This is a genomic window from Rhodoferax sp. UBA5149, assembly GCF_002413825.1.
In the GTDB taxonomy this organism is placed as follows: Bacteria; Pseudomonadota; Gammaproteobacteria; order Burkholderiales; family Burkholderiaceae_C; genus Rhodoferax.
This window is the reverse complement of record NZ_DHXT01000006.1, coordinates 1-19696: the sequence shown is the minus strand read 5'-3', so window position 1 is coordinate 19696 and position 19696 is coordinate 1. Positions and strand designations below refer to the sequence as shown.

Genomic DNA, 19696 nt, shown 5'->3' with positions numbered 1-19696 from the left:
ATCACGGCCTGATGTTTGGCACTGGCATCGGCGTTGATGATCACCACCGATTCCTTGCCCGCCTTGGCGCCAGCCTGCAGGGCGGCCGCGAGGGTATCCAAGCTGCGGCCCGCCACGGGGACATTGTTGACCGTATAAGCCCCTTCGCTGGTCACCGTCACCAGCACCTCTTTCGGGTAGTCCCGCTGCGCGTCGGTATCGGCGACCGGCAGCTTGAGTTGCAGTTCGGTGAACTTGCTGTAGGTGGTGGACAGCATCAAAAAAATCAACACCACCAGCAGCACGTCGATGAACGGAATCAGGTTGATCTCGGGTTCGTCCCGGACGCGGTGTCGGAAATTCATGCTTGGCCTCTGTGCGGGTGCATCATTTGCGCAGGGTGTTGAGGTGCCGCGCCAAGCGCTCAGACGCCAATTCCAGCGTCAGCAGGTATTCGTCGACCCGGGCCCGAAAGTAGCGCCAGAAAATCAGGGACGGAATGGCCACAATCAGGCCAAAAGCGGTGTTGTAGAGCGCAACAGAAATACCATGCGCCAGTTGTGCCGGGTTGCCACCGGTGGCGCTGCCGGCCGAAGACTGCGAACCAAAAATATCAATCATGCCGACCACGGTGCCAAACAGCCCCATCAGCGGCGCCGCCGAGGCGATGGTGGCCAGCGCGTTCAAATAGCGCTCCAAGCGGTGCGCGACCAAGCGGCCAGACCCTTCCATGGAGGAACGCAGCTCGTCCTCACTGCAGCGGGGGTTGCTGTTGAGGGCCCGAAAACCACTGGCCAGCACCTCGCCCAATGCTGAGTTCTGCTCCAATTGCGTCACCACATCCGGCGTGGGCACCGCAGTACGCGAGACACTCAACACCTCTTCCAGTAATTTTGGGGGCGCTATTTTGGAGGTGCTGAGGCTGATAAAGCGCTCAATGACAAGGGCCAGAGCCAGAATAGAGCAGGCAACCAGTGGCCAGATCGGCCAGCCCGCGGCTTGTATGATTGAAAACAAATGGAATCTCCGCGCAGATGAAATGTCCGGCGATTATCGCCCACGCATCTATTTCCTTCGAGGCGAAGACCGTCGTTGGGCCAGAACCTCGCTGCCGGCCCTTCACCCCGACTTCATCACAAAATCTGTGGATAACTTTGTGAAGAAGTAGGTTGTGAAGTGCTCCCAAGCCGCGCTGGCCTTGCCTTGTGACAGATCGATGACAAAAGAGGCAGTGAAAAATGCAATGGAATCAATGATATTCAATGGATTATCGAGCGATCACCGGATCTTGGCAGTGGCGCCGTCAATGGACGCCGCTGTGGACTGTTCACTTTCTCAACCCTGTCGGAAGCCCCGTTTTTATTGATGTCTGAGCTTAAATCACCTGTATTGACGCCGCGCATCTGGCAAGTTGGGGCGCTGTGCCGCGCCATTGCTGATGCGCTGGATGCAAGGTTCAATCCCGTCGCCGTGCGCGGTGAGATTTCGGGCTTCTCGCGCGCGTCCAGCGGGCATTGTTATTTTTCCCTCAAGGACGAAAGCGGGCAGATTCGATGTGCCATGTTTCGCCGGGCCGCCAGTTTGCTGGATTTCTCGCCGCGCGACGGCGAACTGGTCGAGGTGCGCGGTCGCTTGGGGGTGTACGAGCCACGCGGCGATCTGCAATTGATTGTGGAAAGCATGAGCCGGGCCGGACAGGGCGCGCTGTTTGAGCAGTTTCTCAAACTCAAGGCCAAGCTGGAGGCCGAGGGCCTGTTCGATGCGGCGGACAAGCGCCCGCTACCGGTGATGCCGCGCGGCATTGGCGTGGTGACCTCGCTCGGCGCGGCCGCCTTGCATGACGTGATGACGGCCTTGCAGCGGCGCGTGCCCCACATCCCGGTGGTGGTCGCCGCAGCCTCGGTTCAAGGAAGCAATGCACCCGCCGAGTTGACCCAGGCGCTATCAAATTTATATCTGCTTACGCAAGAAGGACGAGGGCTAGCGCCTGATTCGGCTAAGAAACCGGGGAAGAAGGCGAGTCACGCTATGCCGATCATCGACGTCATCCTGCTGGTGCGCGGGGGGGGCTCGATGGAAGATTTGTGGGCTTTCAATGACGAGCAGCTGGTGCGCACCCTGGCGCGAAGTCCGGTGCCCGTCGTTTGCGGTGTGGGGCATGAGACCGACTTCACCCTGGCTGATTTTGTCGCCGATCTGCGGGCACCGACCCCCACGGCCGCGGCCGAGCTGGTGGCTCAGCCGCGCGAGGTCTGGCTGGGCGCGACCGACGGTGCGGCACGCCGCCTGCAGGATGCGGTGTTTCGGTGTCTTGACCAGCAGAGCCAGCGGCTTGATTTGACAGCCTCCCGGCTCGGACGACCGTCGGTGTTCGTCGGTCGGCAACACTTGCGCCTGGCGTCCAGCGCGCACCGTCTGCAATATTCGTCACTGCATTATTTGAAACAAAAAGAACAGGACTTGCAACGACTGCAGCCGACCTTGCCAGACGCCGTGCACCGCGGACTGCAACGCAAGCAAGATCGACTGGAACGGGCTGCTCTGCGGCTGGGCTTGTTGGACCCCAGCCTGGTGTTGCAGCGCGGCTATGCCTGGTTGACCAGCCCCGAAGGGCAAACCATCACCAGCGTGCGCCAAGCCCGGGTTGGCCAGTTAGTGCGCGCTACTCTTGCCGACGGCGGCCTTGATTTGACGGTGGCTCACCTAAACTGAGAAAAGTTTCTACAATCATTGACTTGGAACAACAAACCGACGAGGACCTCATGGAACATACATTGCCTGCTCTGCCTTACGCGATTGACGCGCTGGCGCCGAACTACTCCCAGGAAACGCTGGAGTATCACCATGGCAAGCACCACAATGCCTACGTGGTGAACCTCAACAACCTGCAAAAGGGCACCGAGTTCGAGAGCATGGCGCTGGAAGACATCATCAAGAAGTCCACCGGCGGCATCTACAACAACTCGGCACAAATCTGGAATCACACTTTCTTCTGGAACTGCATGAAGCCCAACGGTGGCGGCGAGCCAACAGGCGCGCTGGCGGCCGCGATCAACGCCAAGTGGGGCACTTATGCCGCGTTCAAGGAAGCCTTCGTGAAGTCCGCCGTGGGCAACTTCGGTTCCGGCTGGACCTGGCTGGTCAAGAAGGCGGACGGCTCGGTGGACATCGTCAACATGGGCGCTGCCGGTACGCCGCTGACGACCGCCGACAAGGCGCTGTTGACGGTGGATGTGTGGGAGCATGCCTACTACATCGACTACCGCAATCTGCGCCCCAAATATGTCGAAACTTTCCTCGGAAAACTGGTGAACTGGAGCTTTGCCGAAGCCAACTTCGCCTGAATTTCGCTGCCATGGAAAAAGCCACCTTTGCGGTGGCTTTTTTTATATTAATTCGACCTCTAGCCCTCTAAAATAGGACGTAGTACGCTATAAAAAATATAGCTTTATTGGGTTTCAAACGGATATCCACCCAGCTTGAACCCGGCCTTGATGCCTTTTTTCCCAAACCAGCCCTGGTTCATTTCCAGCACATAACGAACCGGCCGCGCTGAGCAGTGCGAATCGGTGGTTTGCGGTTTCATGTCGGCCAGATTGACGATGGTGCCGTCGTCCGCCACAAAGGCGGCGGTCAGTGGCAGCAAGGTGTTTTTCATCCAGAAGCACTGCTGGCTAGCTTGTTGAAAGACGAATAACATGCCTTCCGAGGACGGCATCTCCTTGCGAAACATCAGCCCGGTTGCGTGTTGCTCAGGGGACGTGGCCACTTGGGTGTCGATCAAGTGCATGCCTGCCGAGATTTTGATGCGCTGCAGATCCATCTGCGGCGCATTTTGCGCGTGGGTGGAGTTGCCCAAAATGGCGGCCAACCCGAAAAGTCCGATTGCAATGTAGTTCATGGCTTGATTCTGACGCAACTATCAAAGGGATTGCGCAATAAAAAAATGCCCGCGTAAGCGGGCATTTCTAGCAAGACGACAAGAATTGCTTCTCGCCGTCCTGGTTGCTTCTTACTTGGCAGCAGAAGCAGCAGCCTTGGCAGCAGGAGCCTTGTCAGCAGCAGCGGCCTTCTTGGCAGCAGCTTTTTCAGCTTTGGCAGCCTTGGCAGCAGCGGCTTTTTCAGCTTTGGCAGCCTTGGCGGCAGCGGCTTTTTCAGCTTTGGCAGCCTTGGCATCTACCTTGGCTTCGGATTTAGCTTCGGCTTTAGCAGCAGCAGGTGCAGCAGCGGCGGCGGCGGCAGGTGCAGCGGCAGCGGCAGCAGCAGGTGCAGCAGCAGCGGCAGCAGCGGGTGCAGCGGCTTTGGCAGCAGCAGTTGCAGGAGCGTCAGCAGCGAAAGCGCCAGCAGCGAAAAGACCAGCAACCAAAGCGGCGAGAAGTTTGTTCATTTTCAATTTCCTTGAGATAACGTTATTTCAAAAATTTCCTTCCATACTTTGGAAGGCCTGTCCGTAACGGGGTTGGTTTGCCCTGGGTTGACAGAAAACAGTAATTTTTTGGGACTAAAATTCAAACATGCCTCCAGACCAGCGTAAATCAGCGGTTTTCGGGTGATTTCGGCATCAACAATCGCGTAAATTGAACCAATTAACGGAGATCCTGCTACATGTATCAGCACATCAAGGTGCCCTCAGAAGGCCAAAAAATTACCGTCAACGCAGACTTGTCACTGAATGTGCCTGATCAACCGATCATTCCGTTCATTGAAGGCGATGGCACTGGTCTGGACATCACGCCGGTGATGCTCAAGGTGGTTGACGCGGCGGTGGCCAAGGCTTACAGCGGCAAGAAGAAGATTCACTGGATGGAAGTCTATGCCGGTGAAAAGTCTACCAATGTCTACGGCCCCGACGTCTGGCTGCCAGCCGAAACCCTGCAGGCCCTGCGTGATTACGTGGTGTCCATCAAGGGCCCGTTGACGACGCCCGTGGGTGGCGGCATTCGTTCGCTGAATGTGGCCATGCGCCAGGAACTCGACCTGTATGTTTGCCTGCGTCCGATCCAGTACTTTGACGGCGTGCCCAGCCCCGTGAAAGAGCCCCAGAAGACCAATATGGTGATCTTCCGTGAAAACTCGGAAGACATTTATGCCGGCATCGAGTTCGAAGCCGAGTCCGACAAGGCCAAGAAGCTCATCAAATTCCTGCAAGATGAAATGGGCGTCACGAAGATCCGTTTCCCCAACACCTCGGGTATCGGCATCAAGCCAGTCTCGCGCGAAGGTACCGAGCGTCTGGTGCGCAAGGCGCTGCAGTACACCATTGACAATGACAAGCCCAGCCTGACCATTGTCCACAAAGGCAACATCATGAAATACACCGAAGGTGGTTTCCGTGATTGGGCTTACGCACTGGCGCAAAAAGAATTTGGTGCCGAGTTAATCGACGGCGGACCGTGGTGCAAATTCAAAAACCCGAAAACGGGCAAAGACATCATCGTCAAGGACAGTATTGCGGACGCGTTCTTGCAGCAAATCCTGCTGCGTCCCGCCGAATACAGCGTGATTGCCACCTTGAACCTGAATGGCGACTATGTGTCTGATGCATTGGCAGCCCAGGTCGGCGGTATTGGCATCGCGCCCGGCGCGAATCTGAGCGACACCATTGCCTGCTTTGAGGCGACCCATGGCACCGCGCCCAAGTACGCGGGTAAAGACTATGTGAATCCCGGCTCCGAGATTCTCTCTGCGGAGATGATGTTGCGTCACATGGGCTGGACAGAAGCTGCGGATCTGATCATCAGTTCCATGAAGAAATCCATCAACAGCAAGAAGGTAACCTATGACTTTGCCCGTTTGATGGATGGCGCAACGCAAGTCAGTTGTTCTGGCTTCGGTCAGGTGATGATCGACAACATGTGATCCTGTCCCCCGACGTCTCATAACGTCCTGTAAGCCCTTGATTTTCCTAGTGAAATTCAAGGGCTTTTGTTTTAGCTCGTCCCATACGTAATCACGAAATCCCTTCATTTGTTAGGGCAATCGTAAGGGTAATCCGTAAGGAAAGCCTTCAAATTCCTCACTTGTGAGGAACGTAACTTGGACTGGCTAGGACACCATGAGACACACAAACTACACCCTTTCTCCGACCCGAATCAACAATGCCAAGCCGCAGGCGAAGCCTTACAAGCTGACCGATGGCGGTGGGCTGTACCTGCTCATCATTCCCAGTGGCGCGAAGAGTTGGCGCTACCAGTACAAATTGGGAGGTACCCGAGGCGAGGTATCGATCGGAAAATTTCCAGAGATTGGTGTCGCTGACGCCCGGGACCGCCACTTCGAGTGCCGGGCCATGGTTGAACGCGGAGAGGATCCTGCCGAACTTCGGCGCAAGGAACTGGAGGAGCGTAAAGATCGAAATCTGAAAGCCAAGCAAGGTGGCGATGATGATTTCGAGGCGTTCTCAAGGCGGTGGATCACCGAGCGGCTGAAAACAAAGTCAAAGACTTATCGAGCGCAGATTGAATCGCGACTGGAGCGGTTTGTCTGGCCGGAGATTGGCGCAAAAGCATTGAATACGGTCAAACCCCTGCATGTTTTGGCCATCATCGAGGCGCGGCGTGCCACCCCCAATACGGCGGAGGGGGTGCGCATCATCATTCAACAGGTCTACAACTACGCCATCCAGAAACTGCTGGTAGAGGTCAATCCCGCGCTCCCTTTGCGCGGCGTGATCGAAGTGCCAGCTGCGGCACATCACAAGCACCTGAAAGAGGCAGAACTCGGTGCCTTTTGGCGATCCGTGGAAAAGCAGGGGGCTCATTTCGTCACCATTGCGGCAACCAAGATGCTGATGTATAGCATGTGCCGAAAGTCGGAGGTTCTGCGCGCAACGTGGGATGAAATTGACTTGGATAAGGCTGTTTGGGATATCCCAGCCGGTCGGATGAAGATGAAGCAGCCGCATCGGGTGTACCTGTCCAGTCAGGCACTCGAAATATTCAGGTTTCTCAAGGCTATTGGTGAGGCGCGGGGTTATGTTTTTCCATCGGTGTTGCGCGGGGCGGTTCCTCTTGGCGATGTCACTCTGAATCATTTCTTCAAACGCCTTGATTTTGGCGTCGAGGAATTTTCCCCTCATGGCACACGGGGGACTGCGGCGACTCTCCTGCGAGAGCATGGGTTTGGTCGGGAAGTTGTCGAACTGCTGCTTGCCCATGCGGAGCGAAACCATACCGCAGCGGCTTACCATCATCACGAACTGCCAGAGGAGCGGCGCCGGGCTCTTCAATACCTTGCCGATCAGATTGATCGGCTTGCCGCGACAAGTGCGGTTGATCAGCGGAAGGCCGCAGAAACAATACGACAAACATCTTTGTCGTATGCAGGGACAGAAAGTTGATCGGTGCAGGCGTTGAAGGGCGGTGCTCCTTGGGTTACATTTTTATTTGGTATAAAATTTTGTACAGTTGGGTCTACCATGAGTCGCCATGAAGCAGACAAAGAGATTCGCTGGCTAGGGTCCTCATATGAGGATTTATTGGCGTTTCCTAGCGAAACCAGGAAAAGGGCTGGTTTTCAGTTGGGTAAAGTGCAAGCTGGCTTGGAGCCGGAGGACTGGAAGCCGTTTGACGATGTGGGCGCGGGTACGAAAGAAATCCGCATTAAAGACAGTCAGGGTATTTACCGTGTCATGTACGTCGCGAAGTTCGAAGAAGCTGTGTATGTCCTGCATTGCTTCCAGAAAAAGACGGAAGCGACGACCAAACATGACAAAGACATCGCCGAGGCACGCTACCGTGCCGTTGTGAGAGAAAGGAAGGCCAAGAAATGACGATTGATATCAAAGTCCGTCACGTTACGAAGCCCGGGGCGAACCTGTTTCGTGAATTGGGATTTGCTCCTGATGAAGCTGATAGGCTCCAGATGGAATCGCAACAGCAGATCAATGACACGAAGGTGCTGAAAGCGCAATTGATGGTTGAATTATCCAAATGGATCGCAGACAACCATTTGAAACAGGCTGATGCAGCGGAAATTTTGATGGTTTCACGGCCGCGAGTGTCGGACGTGGTGAACATGAAGGTTAGCAAGTTCACGATAGACACACTGGTCAATATGTTGAGTCGTGTGGGGAAGCCTGTACGGTTGGCTATTGGCTAAAAGTGCGCCACAAGCTGGCTCTACGGCATCGCTCGATGACGGATGGTGATCCGCGCTCGGTGTGCCGTGGTACGCAGTCGCAGTCACCCTCACATTCGAGCCTGGAGAGGGTGGATGCCGTAACGCCCATACCGATCAGTTCACTCATCCGCTACGCCCCTCCAGCGTTATGCGTAAACGGTGCAACTACCATTCGAGATCGCTTTCCAGATATCAACCTGTCCCAGAAGATTACCGTTTCTGGGCTCGCATTGCGTCAGCCAATGCCATGCGCAACGGCTGTATCAGCTGCTCGACAGAGTCCTCAGAACTCAACGCAGCCGACCCACTCGTAGACAGCACGACAGTTCCTCGGTGCGGACTTGCAAGTCGAAGCTGAATCTTCTCCACTGCAAATTTTCGATCGTTGGTGAGCGCCGTGCAAGCCGCGCGCACGTCCCTGTCCCCTCTGATGACGACCTTGGCGACGATGCCATGCTCAATCTCCAGGGCACCGATCTGCAAGGAGTCAACAACCGAAGACACGCCGCCGACGTTCTGGAGTACTGCAGACCAAGCCAAAACATCGACTATTGCAGGCGTGATTGCCACCTCAAAATCCACCGCTTCAGACAACCGGTTCATCAGCGCCTGCACGTTGCGAGGGGGATCTATCAACTCAAGGCCCGGGGCAGAAGACGATGCACGAAACAAAGTCTGGCGAAACTCGACACGCTCAAATGTCAGTTCCTTGCCAAAAGGATCGACGACGACATCCGTGTACTCAACCCGCTCCACGTAGCGCGCTTCAAGAAAATCGTCGCGCACCCGGTCAATGAAAAATCCATGCCCCGATTCTCCATCGAAAGTGCGTAACTTGATTCGCTTAGCGAGCGTCCGAATCGAAGTGGGCCATTCAACTTGGAACCAGCGAAATCTTTTCATGGTCACTCCTTGGGATCACCAGGCTCTTCATCGGCAGCTTCCTTCAAGAGGTCAGCTAACACCTTTCTAGCGGTGTCCTCTATAAGAGAAAAGAGCTGAGTTTTCTCTGAGTCCGTGACGTGAATAATGGACTTCCTGTGTGTACCCTTATGCGCCCGAAAAGCGCCTTGAACCTGATAACGAAAGCCCGTTCCGGTCTTGCGATTTTCAAACCCCGCGTCAAACTGAATGATGTCATTGGGCTCACGCTCATGTTCTGACCGCCATGTGATCGCCGTAATGAAGAAGCCTCGCGCCGTCAGGTCTTTGTATTCCTGCGATTGAACAAGATTCTGGCCTGACAAAGCCATACTGTGAACGACGGCAGCAAACATTTCTCTGGCAGCCCCGTCCTCCAAATCGTCTTCCAAATCAAGACTGTCTTCCTCGTCCTTAGTTTGCAATGAAGAAACTTTCAAATTCATCACATTTTTGAGCTTGTATCCCGGCAGCGACGAAATCAGTCGGGTGAAGAACTTTGACCGCAACGCCGGTGTGGTGAGACCGGTCAGTTCAATCGTTTCCTCAACGATCTTTTCTTTGCGCTTCTGCTCCACAGTTTCTTTGATGGCCGCAACAACTCGCTTTGCCTTGTCGGTCGCGGGGAGTCTAATCACTGTCTGACCTTTCTCCACTGAGAAGTCGATACCAGCTTCGTGACGCTCACGCTGAAGCAGTCTAGTGCGCGTGTGATTGAATTCCTCGTAGGTAATGCTGACTGAATAGCCCGTTCCACCCTTCGGTCGGTGCGTGACGGTCTCGTTGATGCCGACGGCCTCAGCATAGGCTGTCGCAGCCTCCTTCATCTCCTCAACAGAGAGCTGCACCCCTAACCGAATAAAGGTGGTCTTTTCACGTCGATGGGCCGGTTCCCGCTTCTGAACGATGCCAGCGATATCGTGGAAATCGTGCGGCAGGAGAGACAGCCGATCAGCCAACTCTTCTCGGGTGTCTTCGGGAGAATAGAAAATGCCTCTATCCCGTGCAAGTTCACGGAGTACCGATGCCGTCAGTCGCTGCTTGCCAGAAATGAGCAAATCGTAAATGTCATTGTCGTTGGCACTAAGGTGATCGAGAAACTCAGCCATTACCATGTCCCCAAATCGATTGCCGAATAAGTGCTCTTGACCTTATTCATCGGCTCATACTTGATCGCATTCACGTATCCAGCCAGATCAGTCTTTATAGCATCACCGTTGAGGCCTTCGATGTACTGCTGTTGCGCTCGCTGAAATGTTGGCGATGAAATCAACGAAGCCCCCAGCGTTTTGATCGTGACAGCAGTGTTGTCGTCCAGTAGCTCATACTTTCGAAGAGTATCAATCAGATACATGAACTCGTCGGCTGTCTCGCCCTTTCGGGAATAGAAGACGACAACTCCACGCTTCGCGCTCCCTTTAGGATCTCGATGCTCCAAAATTATGATTGGGGAAGTAAGCATTTCGAGCGTTGCGGCCTTGGCGGTTCGCGCCTGGAGATTCGCACGCCGAATCAGTTGCGGGTGAAAATAAGAGCAGAATTCGTGCGAAGGAAGTTCTGCGGGCCGCTTACCCCGCATTCTTTGAACCTCGTCACGAATATTATCCAGCCAGAAGATTTCTTTTGGCCCCAACACAAACAGCTTTGCGCCCTTGGGCAGATGCAATGATTCAGGGTTAATTCCGATAAGATTCTTCTGAAAGTCTGCCTCATATTCGCCATCATGGTTATATACAAACAACAGACCGCAAATCGAAGCAGTTACGTGGTCATGCCCATGCAATTCCCGCCAGCGGTCGCTTTTGTCAGCGCAAGCGACTTGTTTTGCGAGACTCTCCACAGCCGCTTTCGTTGAAACAGGACGAATAGTTCCCTTGGCATAACTCTTTAGGTCGCAATGAACGTAAGTTCTGACTGGAGCGTAAGGCTCGTCATAGTAATAGACCACATCGCATGGATGGGTCTTTACATCGTGCCGTTCTTGATCCTCGCAAGGCCAGTCGTGGTTTGTCGGACCCGTGCGCTCCCAAAAGAACTCACTGAATAGGTCAGTTGCTGCGATTTCAGCAAGTTTTGCAGTATTCTCATTCTCCGCTGACATTTGCTCTCCCTGTTGATTAACCCGTTGCTTTGTTATTACTGGAACTTACCTTTTCAGTATATCTTTGCCACTCCGCCAGAAAGTAAGCAAACACGGACCCTCGCGGCCCGTGTTTCATTTCAACCCCCGTCTGGATACCCGGCTGTGACTGGGATTTCATGCGTCGATACGGGATGTCCTGAGCCATTGATCGCGCCTTTGGGGCGGTGAAAACTGGAATCGCACCCAGAGGCTGTGAACGAAGATGGTGGCAGTCTCATTCATTTTCAGTAGCATTGCATCAACGTATATGGTTCTCCATGTACCCAGCTTCCGCGGCCCACAGCGATAGATCGTTGTGGGCTTTCGTGTTTAAGCCTGAGATGATCTCGTACTGTCTTTTACTTGGCTGTCGATTTACAAAATTTTCCGAACAGTAAATTTGACAATTCCAGCGAATAGGATAGTGCCCCTCACCTGGCTCCATTGGATTGGAACCCTATCTGCATCTTCGATGTATCGTACCGGTGACAGGGTGACGACAGAGTTGACTGAAATGCGTATATATTCTTCGGGCAAAATAAATTTGCCAAATGTCCGAAAAATGTACACAATTATCGGACTAAAGAATTTTCATGTCCGACCTCAAGATCCGCATCTCATCGCTGATTGCCGCCGCTGGCCCTGGCCACGTCTGGGTGCCGACTGATTTCGCACAACTCGGTTCCCGCGATGCCATCGATAAAACCCTGCAGCGCATGGTGCAAGCGGGCGACTTGCGTCGCATAGACCGGGGCCTGTATGACTGCCCAACCGTCAACAGACTGACAAAGCGGCCTACCACGCCAGACTACCGGATCGTCGTGGATGCCATTGCCCGACGCGACCAGTTGCGCATGCTGGTGGATGGCATGACAGCAGCCAATGACCTCGGTCTGACGGATGCCGTACCTGCTCGCGTCACCATCCACACTGACGCTCGGCGCCGCTCCATCCAGCTCGACAAGTTGGTGATCGAGTTCAAGTTCACGGCACCAAGCCGCCTTTACTGGGCTGGACGACCGGCAATGCGGGTTGTCCAAGCACTGTATTGGCTCAAGGACACGCTCGCCACCGACCGTGTCCGCATCCTGAGCCGATTGGCTCAGGTGCTGGCCGACCCAGTGCATGGTCTGGCCATCTGCCAGGACCTGCTCGACGGCTTTGGCGTGTTGCCTGCGTGGATGCAAACTTTGGTCCGTGAACTGCCTGGCTGCACCCCGCAGCCGACAGCGATCAAGGAAACAGGTACCCACAACCGCACGAAGGCACCCACACGCCGCCGCCCGGTAAACCAGACGGAAGCATCCCGTTGAATAAAGATTTCAATGCCGTGATCACCGCCAGCGATGCTGAGCGACGCGATTTATTCCTGGGAACGGCAGCCCGTCTGGGTACTGCCGTTCAGAATGTTGAAAAAGACTTCTGGGTTTGCTGGACCCTGGACGCGCTGTTCAACGGTCTGGACGTCGGTGGGCCGCGGCTGCTTTTCAAAGGCGGCACCTCGCTGTCCAAAGCCTTTGGCCTGATCTCCCGGTTCTCCGAGGATATCGACATTACGGTATTCCGTGATGACCTTGGGCAAGCGGCTGGGGTGGCTGAACTCGATGCCCTCAGTGGCAAGAAGCGACGTGCCCGGCTCGACGCCATTCGCGACGCCTGCCAGGCCTACATCAACGGTCCACTGGCGGAACAGTTCATCCAGCTCGCGGCGGCCGTGATTCCCGAAGCACGGTTTCGCCTTGAGGTAGATCCTGACGACAAAGACGGGCAAAGCCTGTTGTTTTGGTATCCGGCCGTTACGGCCAGACCCGGCGACTACATCCGCTCCGCAGTCAAGATCGAGGCAGGTGCCAAGTCAGCTCTGGACCCGCATGTCGCAGCAACTGTCATACCCTATGTGGCGCAAGACCTGAATGATTTGACACTGCAAGCCACCAACGTGACGACCGTGAAGCCGGAGCGGACGTTCTGGGACAAGATCATCATCCTGCACGGTTTGCGTCAGTGGCATGACCGGCGTGGCGAACTCCGCCATGGTGGCCAGCGCGTTTCACGCCATTACTACGACGTGCACCAGTTGATGCAGGCCCGTTCAGCATTCGAATGGCAGACGGATCGCGCCATGGCAATCGACTGCGCCCATCACGCGCGGCTGTTTTTTGGTAGTTCTGATTTGGGATTGGATGCGGCCCGGCCCGGCACCTACACGCTGACACCAACTGCGGCCATGCGCGATGCCCTTGTCAAAGACTATGAGGCAATGGCAGGGATGATCTTTGGTGATGTGCCCTCGCTGGAGGCGGTGCTTGCCAGCGTCGAAGCTCTGAACAACATTGTCAATAGCGGTTCTGCCACAGCATTGCCCGTGCGAGGGGAGGATCGATGAGCGACTATTTCAGTGATCGAGAGAACGGCCCACGCGCACGGACTGATCAGGTGATCTCTCCTACTGTCTGGTCCGGCGTGGTCGCTACGGTGCAGGGATTAATCAATAGCGGTGCCTTTGGGTTTCGGTTCCCCGAGCGTTGCCCAGATGGGCAGGCTATTTGCGGATGCGATTCCGATTCATTGGCTGTGGCTGTGATTGCGGAAATGCCGGGATTGGCGTGGCCGCTTGAATCCACGAGCGAGGTGGAGGATGGCTTTTTCTCACAGCGTCAGCCGTTCGCGCCTGACACTCTGCTGATTTTGGACTTCATCGAGTTTGTCCATGCCTCGGTAGCGAAGCCAATCCCCGGCAAGTACCACGACTTCTTCAATCACCACCACCTGAGTTTCGATCAACAGGTCGGGCAGGAAGAGTTTCGTGCGACCGTCAACCGCATCTTTGCACGCAATGGCGTGGCATTCGAAATGCTTTCGACAGGTCGTCTCGTGCGATTGCTTCCGTTGGTGCTGGGCGATGACCTGAAGCGAACGGCATTTAACACCGGAGACCGCACGCTCGACAACATGCTGGAGGAATGCCGGGCGAAGTTTTCTGACCGCAACCCATTGTTACGCCGCGAAGCGTTGGAACGCTTGTGGGACGCATGGGAGCGGCTTAAGTCCCTCGCTGACCCCGGCGACAAGAAAAGGTCGGTCCAGATTATTCTGGACGCAGCGACTTCGGAGCCGTCGCTGCGGGCAAGGCTAGAGTCGGAGGCGATGGAGTTGAACTCCATTGGAAACAGCCACCTGATTCGTCACTCGGAGGTCACTCAGGTGCCGGTCATTGACATCGACCACGTTGACTACCTTTTCCACCGATTGTTCGCGATGATCCAACTGATGTTGAGAAAAAGGGAGAACGTATGAACGCTCGTACGCCGCACCGTGACGCGATCCGGATACTTTTCATCCTGAATGCCGGCGGCGTGTCATTGACCGACCCGGATGACGCCACGGTTGCAAAAATTTTCAGAGGTGAAGCGCGATTGCATGCATTCGACTTCTGGATGCGCAATCCGGACTACTTGGCGAGCGAGTTGCTGGACGCCTACGAGGCCACAGGCAACGTCAATCAGCGCCAAGCTGCTGAGGCGATCTTCGAGAGCGACGAACCCGATCTGCGGCGCGTTCCAATGATCCGCTACCTGTTTGGAGCCTATGAACGCCTTGATGATGCGCTTTCCTTGCTTCGATCACGCGACTTGGTGCGCATTACCGGGATCAAAGGAAAAATAAAGGTTCACGAAACCGACTTCATCCTGACAGTCCGTGGGGTGAATGTTTGTTCGAGTGCCGTTGTACAGGAACCGATTCTTGAATGGTATGCCCACCGGTCAGCCTTGGTCGCGGACATCGCCGGTACACGTGGTGGTGGCGCTCTCAAGGAAAAGCAATACGAGCAGGCAACTTATGCCCAAACCCAGCTTGGTGGAATCATTCCTCCTATCGGGTCGGAGGTGCAAAGAAGACTGGATCAACTTAAACAAGCCGCCTGAAGGAGGATACATGGCCAAAGAGAGCATGGAGTGGCTGGACGCCATAGCCAGTCGAGCTAAGGTTGATACGAGTCGCGTGGAGTCGGTGCTGACCGCGCGACATATCGTGCCAACCCCGGTCTTGCCTGCTCCGCGCAGGATGAAACTGCTGAGTATTTCTTTCGGCGGAGTGAAGCAAGGGGTGGAGGACGACGGATCGTACGCATTCGATTGGCAAGACCTCAGCGAAGGACTCTGGGGAATGATGACGGACCGAAACCTGCGGGGGAAGTCGTCGGTCATAGAAGTCGTTCGCTGGCTGGTGCGCGGGAGACCTTCCCCAAATCTTCAGGATGACGTCAAGGCTTGGATACACAACGCCTGCTTGCGATTCGATCTCGATGGGCTCGAACACGAGGTGCGAATCGACTGCCGAAATGGTGCCAACGGCGCGCTCAGTCGACGATCATCGACATCAGCGAACGCTACGGTGCTCGCCTCTTTCAGCAGCGAAAAGCAGTTCGAAATGGTCATGTCAGACTTTTTTCTGCGTGCGTTTTCGATGGAAGGCCTTGCGACGTGGCGAGAAAGCGATTCCGAAGAAAAGGCCGGCCATGCGGTCATTCATGGCTGGCCAGCATTGTCGGGGGCAATGTTCATCGGCACGAACTACGACGTAGTGCTGGGCGATTTGCCGGCTACCACGGGAACGCAGGCGCGCCTCATGCAGATGTATTTGGGGGTTCCATGGGTCTCGACACTGGCCTCGGCGTCGGCTGCCCAGAAACTCGTCGAGTCAGGTAATGAACTGGAGGTCCGTCGACGCAACCAGGGTGTGCGAGCCAAGCAGACCCGCGTCAAAGAGATAGAGGCGTTGCTCGTCGAGAAGCGTGGAGCATTGGATGCGCAACCCTCGGACGAGGCTATCCAGGCTTCACTATCGGTGCTGAGCGGCAGGTACTCAGAAGCCAAACGCAGGGAGAAGGCGATGCAGGAACGCCTTGATCGCGAGACGCTCGCTGAGCAGCAAGCAAGTGCCGCCAACCTACAGGATCGTCGGGAACTGCAAGCTCACAAGGATTCGACCGCGGCTGGTTCGATCTTTCGTTTGCTCGACCCGACCTGCTGCCCGCGTTGTGATCATGAGATCGACCTGGCGCGAAAGAAGAAGGAAGCGCTCAGCCATTCTTGTTCGGTATGTGGAGAGAGCATTTCGACCAGCGAGGATGCGGATATCCTGAAAAAGGAGCTGGAGGAGAGCGTCAAGGCGTCGAAGGCGGCACTCGACAAGGCCGAGAAGAATCGCAAGTTGGCAGATGAAAACCTGGTTACCTTGCAAGCAGATCTGGTAAGCATCCAAACCAAGAGCGAAGCGTTGACGATGCAGCTTGGCTCGTTTGAAGCCCGGAAGCTTCTGGTCAACGAGATCGCGGTCCTCGAAGGTCGCCTCGAAGAGGCAGGCTTTGACCCCGGCACGGATGATGTCGCGGACGATGAAGCCATTGTGCTCAAAGCCATTGTCAGCGAGACGGAATCACTATCGAAAGCTGTCCGCGACGAGTTTCTCGAAGAGGTCTCCATCAGCCTTCTTCACTTTGCCCAGCGCTTCGGAATGCACAGCCTGTCGAAGGCCAAGCTACGCGGGAATGCGAGTTTGCTACTGGAGAAAGGTGGCGCCGACACATCGTTTAGCAAGGTCACTAAAGGCGAACGCCTCCGCTTGAAGGTCGCCACGGTCCTTGCCATGATTCAGGTGGGGGAGCGAAGAGGCGTTGGAAGACACCCAGGCCTGATCATGATTGACTCTCCTGCCGCCCAAGAAGTTGCTCCTGAGGATCTTCGAGAACTGCTTTCGGGTTTGAAGACTGTTCGTGAGGAGCTTCCTCATCTTCAGGTCTTCGTTGCGGGCATGGCCTCGAAAGCGATGAGCGATCACATCCCTCCCAGCCATCGCAGAGAAGCCTCCAATGGAGGCTACCTGTGGTAGCCGCCGACCCCTGGCCTCAACTGCACCCGGTGGAAGTTACGCTACGTGCGTTGCTGAGCGAAGGCAAGACACCGCACGTTGACGACCTAGGCGGCTTCGACGCGATTGTTCAGGCGACCCCGTCGTTGACGACATCTCCCATTGCTGGCGAGATTCTGTGCGCGGTCCTGCGAGATTTGGGCAACACATTTGTCGACGATGCGCACCTGTGGAAAGATCTCATCGGTAGCTTAGTGCAAGGTGCCACGAGCGACGTTGTACTGATGGAGATGGTCGACGCTCTGGACGCCTGTCAGAAGCTACCTGATGGAACTGCTGGTGATGTTTTCGCAGCGTTCTTGCAAAAGGCAGGCGACACCTCAGGTACTCTTACTGGCTATGCGCGCGCAGCAGCACTTGAAGGTGCATTTCGCCTGGCCATGTTCGATCGTCGACGGCAGCTTCGCCTGCTCGATGCCTTGCTCGGCATTCAAGTCTCTGACGAGTCGCATTTTCTTCGCCATGCCGCGAAGATCATCGGGATAGCCCACTCTCACTGGCGCGAAGCGGAACTGGTTGATAGGCTGCGCGCCCTTTCCGAATGTCAGGAGGCGGCCTACGAAGCCAGCTTTGAGTTGGGGATGGCAGGCCTGGCATCGGCGCTCGATGAACCGCAGAAAGAAGCGGCGACCTCCTTCTTTCTGGATTCGTTGCATTGGTTCAAGAAGGCTGAATCAATGAAAGAAGCGGCGCCGGAGGCGTCGCTGTATGGGGAATGTCTCACATTATTGACGGACTTCGACGCGCACAAGACTGATGTTGAGCTGAGAGCGCGCAGCGCAGCCATTCAGAAATCGGCCTTTGAACTGCTTGCGTGGCATGCCGATCCAAATTCGCCTGCATGGTTAGGGGCCCGGCATGTTCAAGCTGCATGCTGGAACGATCTTGCCGGAACGGTCGCGTCTCTTGCAGGCAGCCTGGAACAGGTTAGCTGGTGGGAGCCCAAGGTTGTGATCGAATGTCAGGTGCTTGCTGCTTACAGCGCGGGGCGAACCGTCCTGAAACGGAGTCACGACGGATATCTGGAGACCTTCCTTCGCCCGAGGATCGAGACCTCTATAGCGCAACGCGAGGGGCAGGCCTATCATTTAAAGTGCTGGCTGAAACAGAACCGTGAACACGAACGGGTACCCGAAGTCGATGCCATCTTGAGCGGCATCGAACGATTGATGTCAGATGGTACGGCGGTACCGCGAAACCCCACTGAGGCAGTCACCGTTTGGGCGCCGGTCGCTGCCGTACTTTCGCAAGCCCATTGCAGCGAAGACACCAAACGCAGGGTGCGAGAATTAGTTGCGAACGCATTTGCTACCAGTCTTGAGAACCTCAGCGTCGCGGAGATCGACATCTTTGACCAGTGTCGTTCTTTGGTTGAGCTTCATCCGGATCATCGTGGCAATCTCCGCGGTGCAAAGTTGTTTGATACCGTCTTGCTGTGGACGGTTCGATTTCTCAAGAACCGCCTTGAAATGACCAAGAAGGATGATCCCTCCGTGGCCTATCTTTTCGAAACAACTGATGGTAGCTTGGCGCCGGAAAGCGCACTACAAGACGACTACTTCCGCTGGCTGAGTACCCAATCTGCATCGGGCGAGATGGAGCCTACCAATCTTGGAAGCGGACGTGCCGACGTGGCGCTCAAGACTACTGGAGAGCGCATCGTGATTGAAATCAAACGTGAAGTGCAAGATGCATCGTTTGACGCTCTGGCGAAGAACTACGCGGGACAGGCTATCGACTACCAAAATGTAAGCATTCGATTGGGTTTCCTGTTGGTCCTTGACCTCACAGGACCGAAGTTGGAAGGTACACCTCATATTCGTTCTCTTGTGCAATGCCGCTCCATACAAAGAACAGGTGAAACGGAGCCGCGGCAGGTTGTGATCGTCAAGGTGCCGGGCCGACGCTACCTGCCCAGCGAGATTAGCAGGATCGCAAAGTCCTCCGACGTAGCTACCAAGCCGGCGCGAATATCGACCAAGAGGGAAAAGGCTCCTGAGACTCTCGGGCAACGTCAAGGTTGAGCGCTATGTGGAAACTATCACGCGTGCCGACGCCAGTGAGAATAAAGCGATTTTAAGGGAGTTCATAACCGATGTTTTTCACTGTACTTCCCCACGGAAGGCGAGCCCCTGCCGGATCTCGAATGATGGCATTTTTGCAAACTGACAACTGGGATGACTGGTTCACCTACAGCACAATGTACTCGCTGGTCGTGTACGACGCGGAAGGCAACGACTTCGTTGCTGGCGGAGTAAAAATTGGACAGTTTGGGATGAGGGAAGGGCAACGGCGATCGGATATACCCGAGCAGTTTGACCAGCTTGACGAGGAGTTTTTTTCTCTAGGGCAGGACGACAGTTACTACGAAAAACTCAACGAACTGGGTCCTGAACTGAGGGATCAAGTCTTGCGAGGCTTGCGGGACGTGGCACTCGACCAGGAGCAGTTCCAACGATCACTTGATGAGAAAGTCACTGGCGTTTCCTTACTTCGATCGGTGACCCGTGCAACGGTGCACGGGCAATTTTCACGACTCGCGCGAGGTGGGGCGCGCTTGTCGCGATACGAGTTTGCATATACTGCGCCGAAGGTGGGGCGTAAGCGGTCTATTGACCCCGC

General features: G+C 55.4%; 19 protein-coding genes and 1 pseudogene. 13 read left to right on the top strand and 7 right to left on the bottom strand.

Translation table 11 applies throughout. The features are described 5' to 3' along the window. Both B3V69_RS00395 and B3V69_RS00390 read right to left on the bottom strand, forming a co-directional pair. Window positions 1-344 (bottom strand): ExbD/TolR family protein (locus B3V69_RS00395; RefSeq protein WP_296442747.1); only part of this gene is annotated, 344 nt, incomplete at its 3' end. Between the two features lie 22 nt (window positions 345-366). Beyond that, on the bottom strand, window positions 367-996 hold the full coding sequence (locus B3V69_RS00390) for a MotA/TolQ/ExbB proton channel family protein (RefSeq protein ID WP_296442745.1): 630 nt from the start codon (window positions 994-996) through the stop codon (window positions 367-369). A 348-nt stretch (window positions 997-1344) separates the two neighbouring features. On the opposite strand from B3V69_RS00390, the gene xseA reads away from it, so the two are divergent. Both xseA and B3V69_RS00380 read left to right on the top strand, forming a co-directional pair. Then, a complete protein-coding gene (gene xseA / locus B3V69_RS00385; RefSeq protein ID WP_296442743.1) occupies window positions 1345-2691 on the top strand; it encodes an exodeoxyribonuclease VII large subunit in 1347 nt (448 codons plus the stop codon). Window positions 2692-2741: 50 nt separating this feature from the next. Continuing rightward, window positions 2742-3323, top strand: a complete 582-nt coding sequence (locus B3V69_RS00380) for a Fe-Mn family superoxide dismutase (protein ID WP_296442762.1) — start codon at window positions 2742-2744, stop codon at window positions 3321-3323. Window positions 3324-3427: 104 nt separating this feature from the next. On the opposite strand, the gene B3V69_RS00375 is transcribed toward B3V69_RS00380, so the two are convergent. Both B3V69_RS00375 and B3V69_RS00370 read right to left on the bottom strand, forming a co-directional pair. Further along, entirely contained in the window at window positions 3428-3880 is a 453-nt protein-coding gene (locus B3V69_RS00375) for a DUF192 domain-containing protein (protein ID WP_296442741.1), read from the bottom strand. Window positions 3881-3991: 111 nt separating this feature from the next. Beyond that, complete coding sequence (locus B3V69_RS00370) at window positions 3992-4372, bottom strand: hypothetical protein (RefSeq protein WP_296442738.1); 381 nt, start codon at window positions 4370-4372, stop codon at window positions 3992-3994. Window positions 4373-4584: 212 nt separating this feature from the next. Between B3V69_RS00370 and icd the strand changes: the two genes are divergently transcribed. From icd to B3V69_RS00350, 4 genes are all read left to right on the top strand, one after another. Further along, on the top strand, window positions 4585-5838 hold the full coding sequence (icd, locus tag B3V69_RS00365) for an NADP-dependent isocitrate dehydrogenase (RefSeq protein ID WP_296442736.1): 1254 nt from the start codon (window positions 4585-4587) through the stop codon (window positions 5836-5838). A 196-nt stretch (window positions 5839-6034) separates the two neighbouring features. Next, window positions 6035-7318, top strand: a complete 1284-nt coding sequence (locus B3V69_RS00360; RefSeq protein ID WP_296442734.1) for a tyrosine-type recombinase/integrase — start codon at window positions 6035-6037, stop codon at window positions 7316-7318. A gap of 78 nt (window positions 7319-7396) precedes the next feature. Further along, entirely contained in the window at window positions 7397-7750 is a 354-nt protein-coding gene (locus B3V69_RS00355; protein WP_296442731.1) for a type II toxin-antitoxin system RelE/ParE family toxin, read from the top strand. Then, window positions 7747-8079 carry a helix-turn-helix domain-containing protein gene (locus B3V69_RS00350; protein WP_296442730.1) on the top strand — a complete coding sequence of 111 codons (333 nt, stop codon included), beginning with the start codon at window positions 7747-7749 and terminating at the stop codon, window positions 8077-8079. Before B3V69_RS00355 ends, B3V69_RS00350 begins: the two co-directional genes overlap by 4 nt. A 231-nt stretch (window positions 8080-8310) precedes the next feature. Here B3V69_RS00350 and B3V69_RS00345 read toward each other — a convergent pair whose 3' ends face one another. From B3V69_RS00345 to B3V69_RS00335, 3 genes are read right to left on the bottom strand one after another with little or no spacing between them, the layout of a single operon-like run. After that, the gene (locus B3V69_RS00345) at window positions 8311-9003 is read right to left on the bottom strand and encodes a hypothetical protein (RefSeq protein ID WP_296442727.1); all 693 of its coding nucleotides are present in this window, start codon (window positions 9001-9003) and stop codon (window positions 8311-8313) included. A gap of 2 nt (window positions 9004-9005) precedes the next feature. Then, on the bottom strand, window positions 9006-10130 hold the full coding sequence (locus tag B3V69_RS00340) for a hypothetical protein (RefSeq protein ID WP_296442725.1): 1125 nt from the start codon (window positions 10128-10130) through the stop codon (window positions 9006-9008). Continuing rightward, window positions 10130-11122 (bottom strand): hypothetical protein, encoded by a 993-nt coding sequence (locus B3V69_RS00335; RefSeq protein WP_296442724.1) that lies wholly within the window; start codon window positions 11120-11122, stop codon window positions 10130-10132. The genes B3V69_RS00340 and B3V69_RS00335 overlap by 1 nt, the downstream gene beginning before the upstream one ends. 614 nt (window positions 11123-11736) lie before the next feature. Between B3V69_RS00335 and B3V69_RS00330 the strand changes: the two genes are divergently transcribed. The 7 genes and pseudogenes from B3V69_RS00330 to B3V69_RS00300 all read left to right on the top strand — a co-directional run. After that, a complete protein-coding gene (locus B3V69_RS00330; RefSeq protein WP_296442722.1) occupies window positions 11737-12456 on the top strand; it encodes a DUF6088 family protein in 720 nt (239 codons plus the stop codon). Beyond that, the gene (locus B3V69_RS00325; protein ID WP_296442721.1) at window positions 12453-13529 is read left to right on the top strand and encodes a nucleotidyl transferase AbiEii/AbiGii toxin family protein; all 1077 of its coding nucleotides are present in this window, start codon (window positions 12453-12455) and stop codon (window positions 13527-13529) included. The genes B3V69_RS00330 and B3V69_RS00325 overlap by 4 nt, the downstream gene beginning before the upstream one ends. Next, window positions 13526-14440, top strand: a complete 915-nt coding sequence (locus B3V69_RS00320; protein ID WP_296442719.1) for an AbiJ-NTD4 domain-containing protein — start codon at window positions 13526-13528, stop codon at window positions 14438-14440. Before B3V69_RS00325 ends, B3V69_RS00320 begins: the two co-directional genes overlap by 4 nt. Continuing rightward, window positions 14437-15069 (top strand): hypothetical protein, encoded by a 633-nt coding sequence (locus B3V69_RS00315; protein WP_296442717.1) that lies wholly within the window; start codon window positions 14437-14439, stop codon window positions 15067-15069. Before B3V69_RS00320 ends, B3V69_RS00315 begins: the two co-directional genes overlap by 4 nt. Before the next feature lie 10 nt (window positions 15070-15079). Further along, entirely contained in the window at window positions 15080-17035 is a 1956-nt protein-coding gene (locus B3V69_RS00310; RefSeq protein WP_296442716.1) for a large ATP-binding protein, read from the top strand. Next, a complete protein-coding gene (locus B3V69_RS00305) occupies window positions 17029-19098 on the top strand; it encodes a hypothetical protein (protein WP_296442714.1) in 2070 nt (689 codons plus the stop codon). The genes B3V69_RS00310 and B3V69_RS00305 overlap by 7 nt, the downstream gene beginning before the upstream one ends. A gap of 125 nt (window positions 19099-19223) precedes the next feature. Beyond that, window positions 19224-19696 (top strand): annotated as a pseudogene (locus tag B3V69_RS00300) (hypothetical protein); the annotation flags it as partial.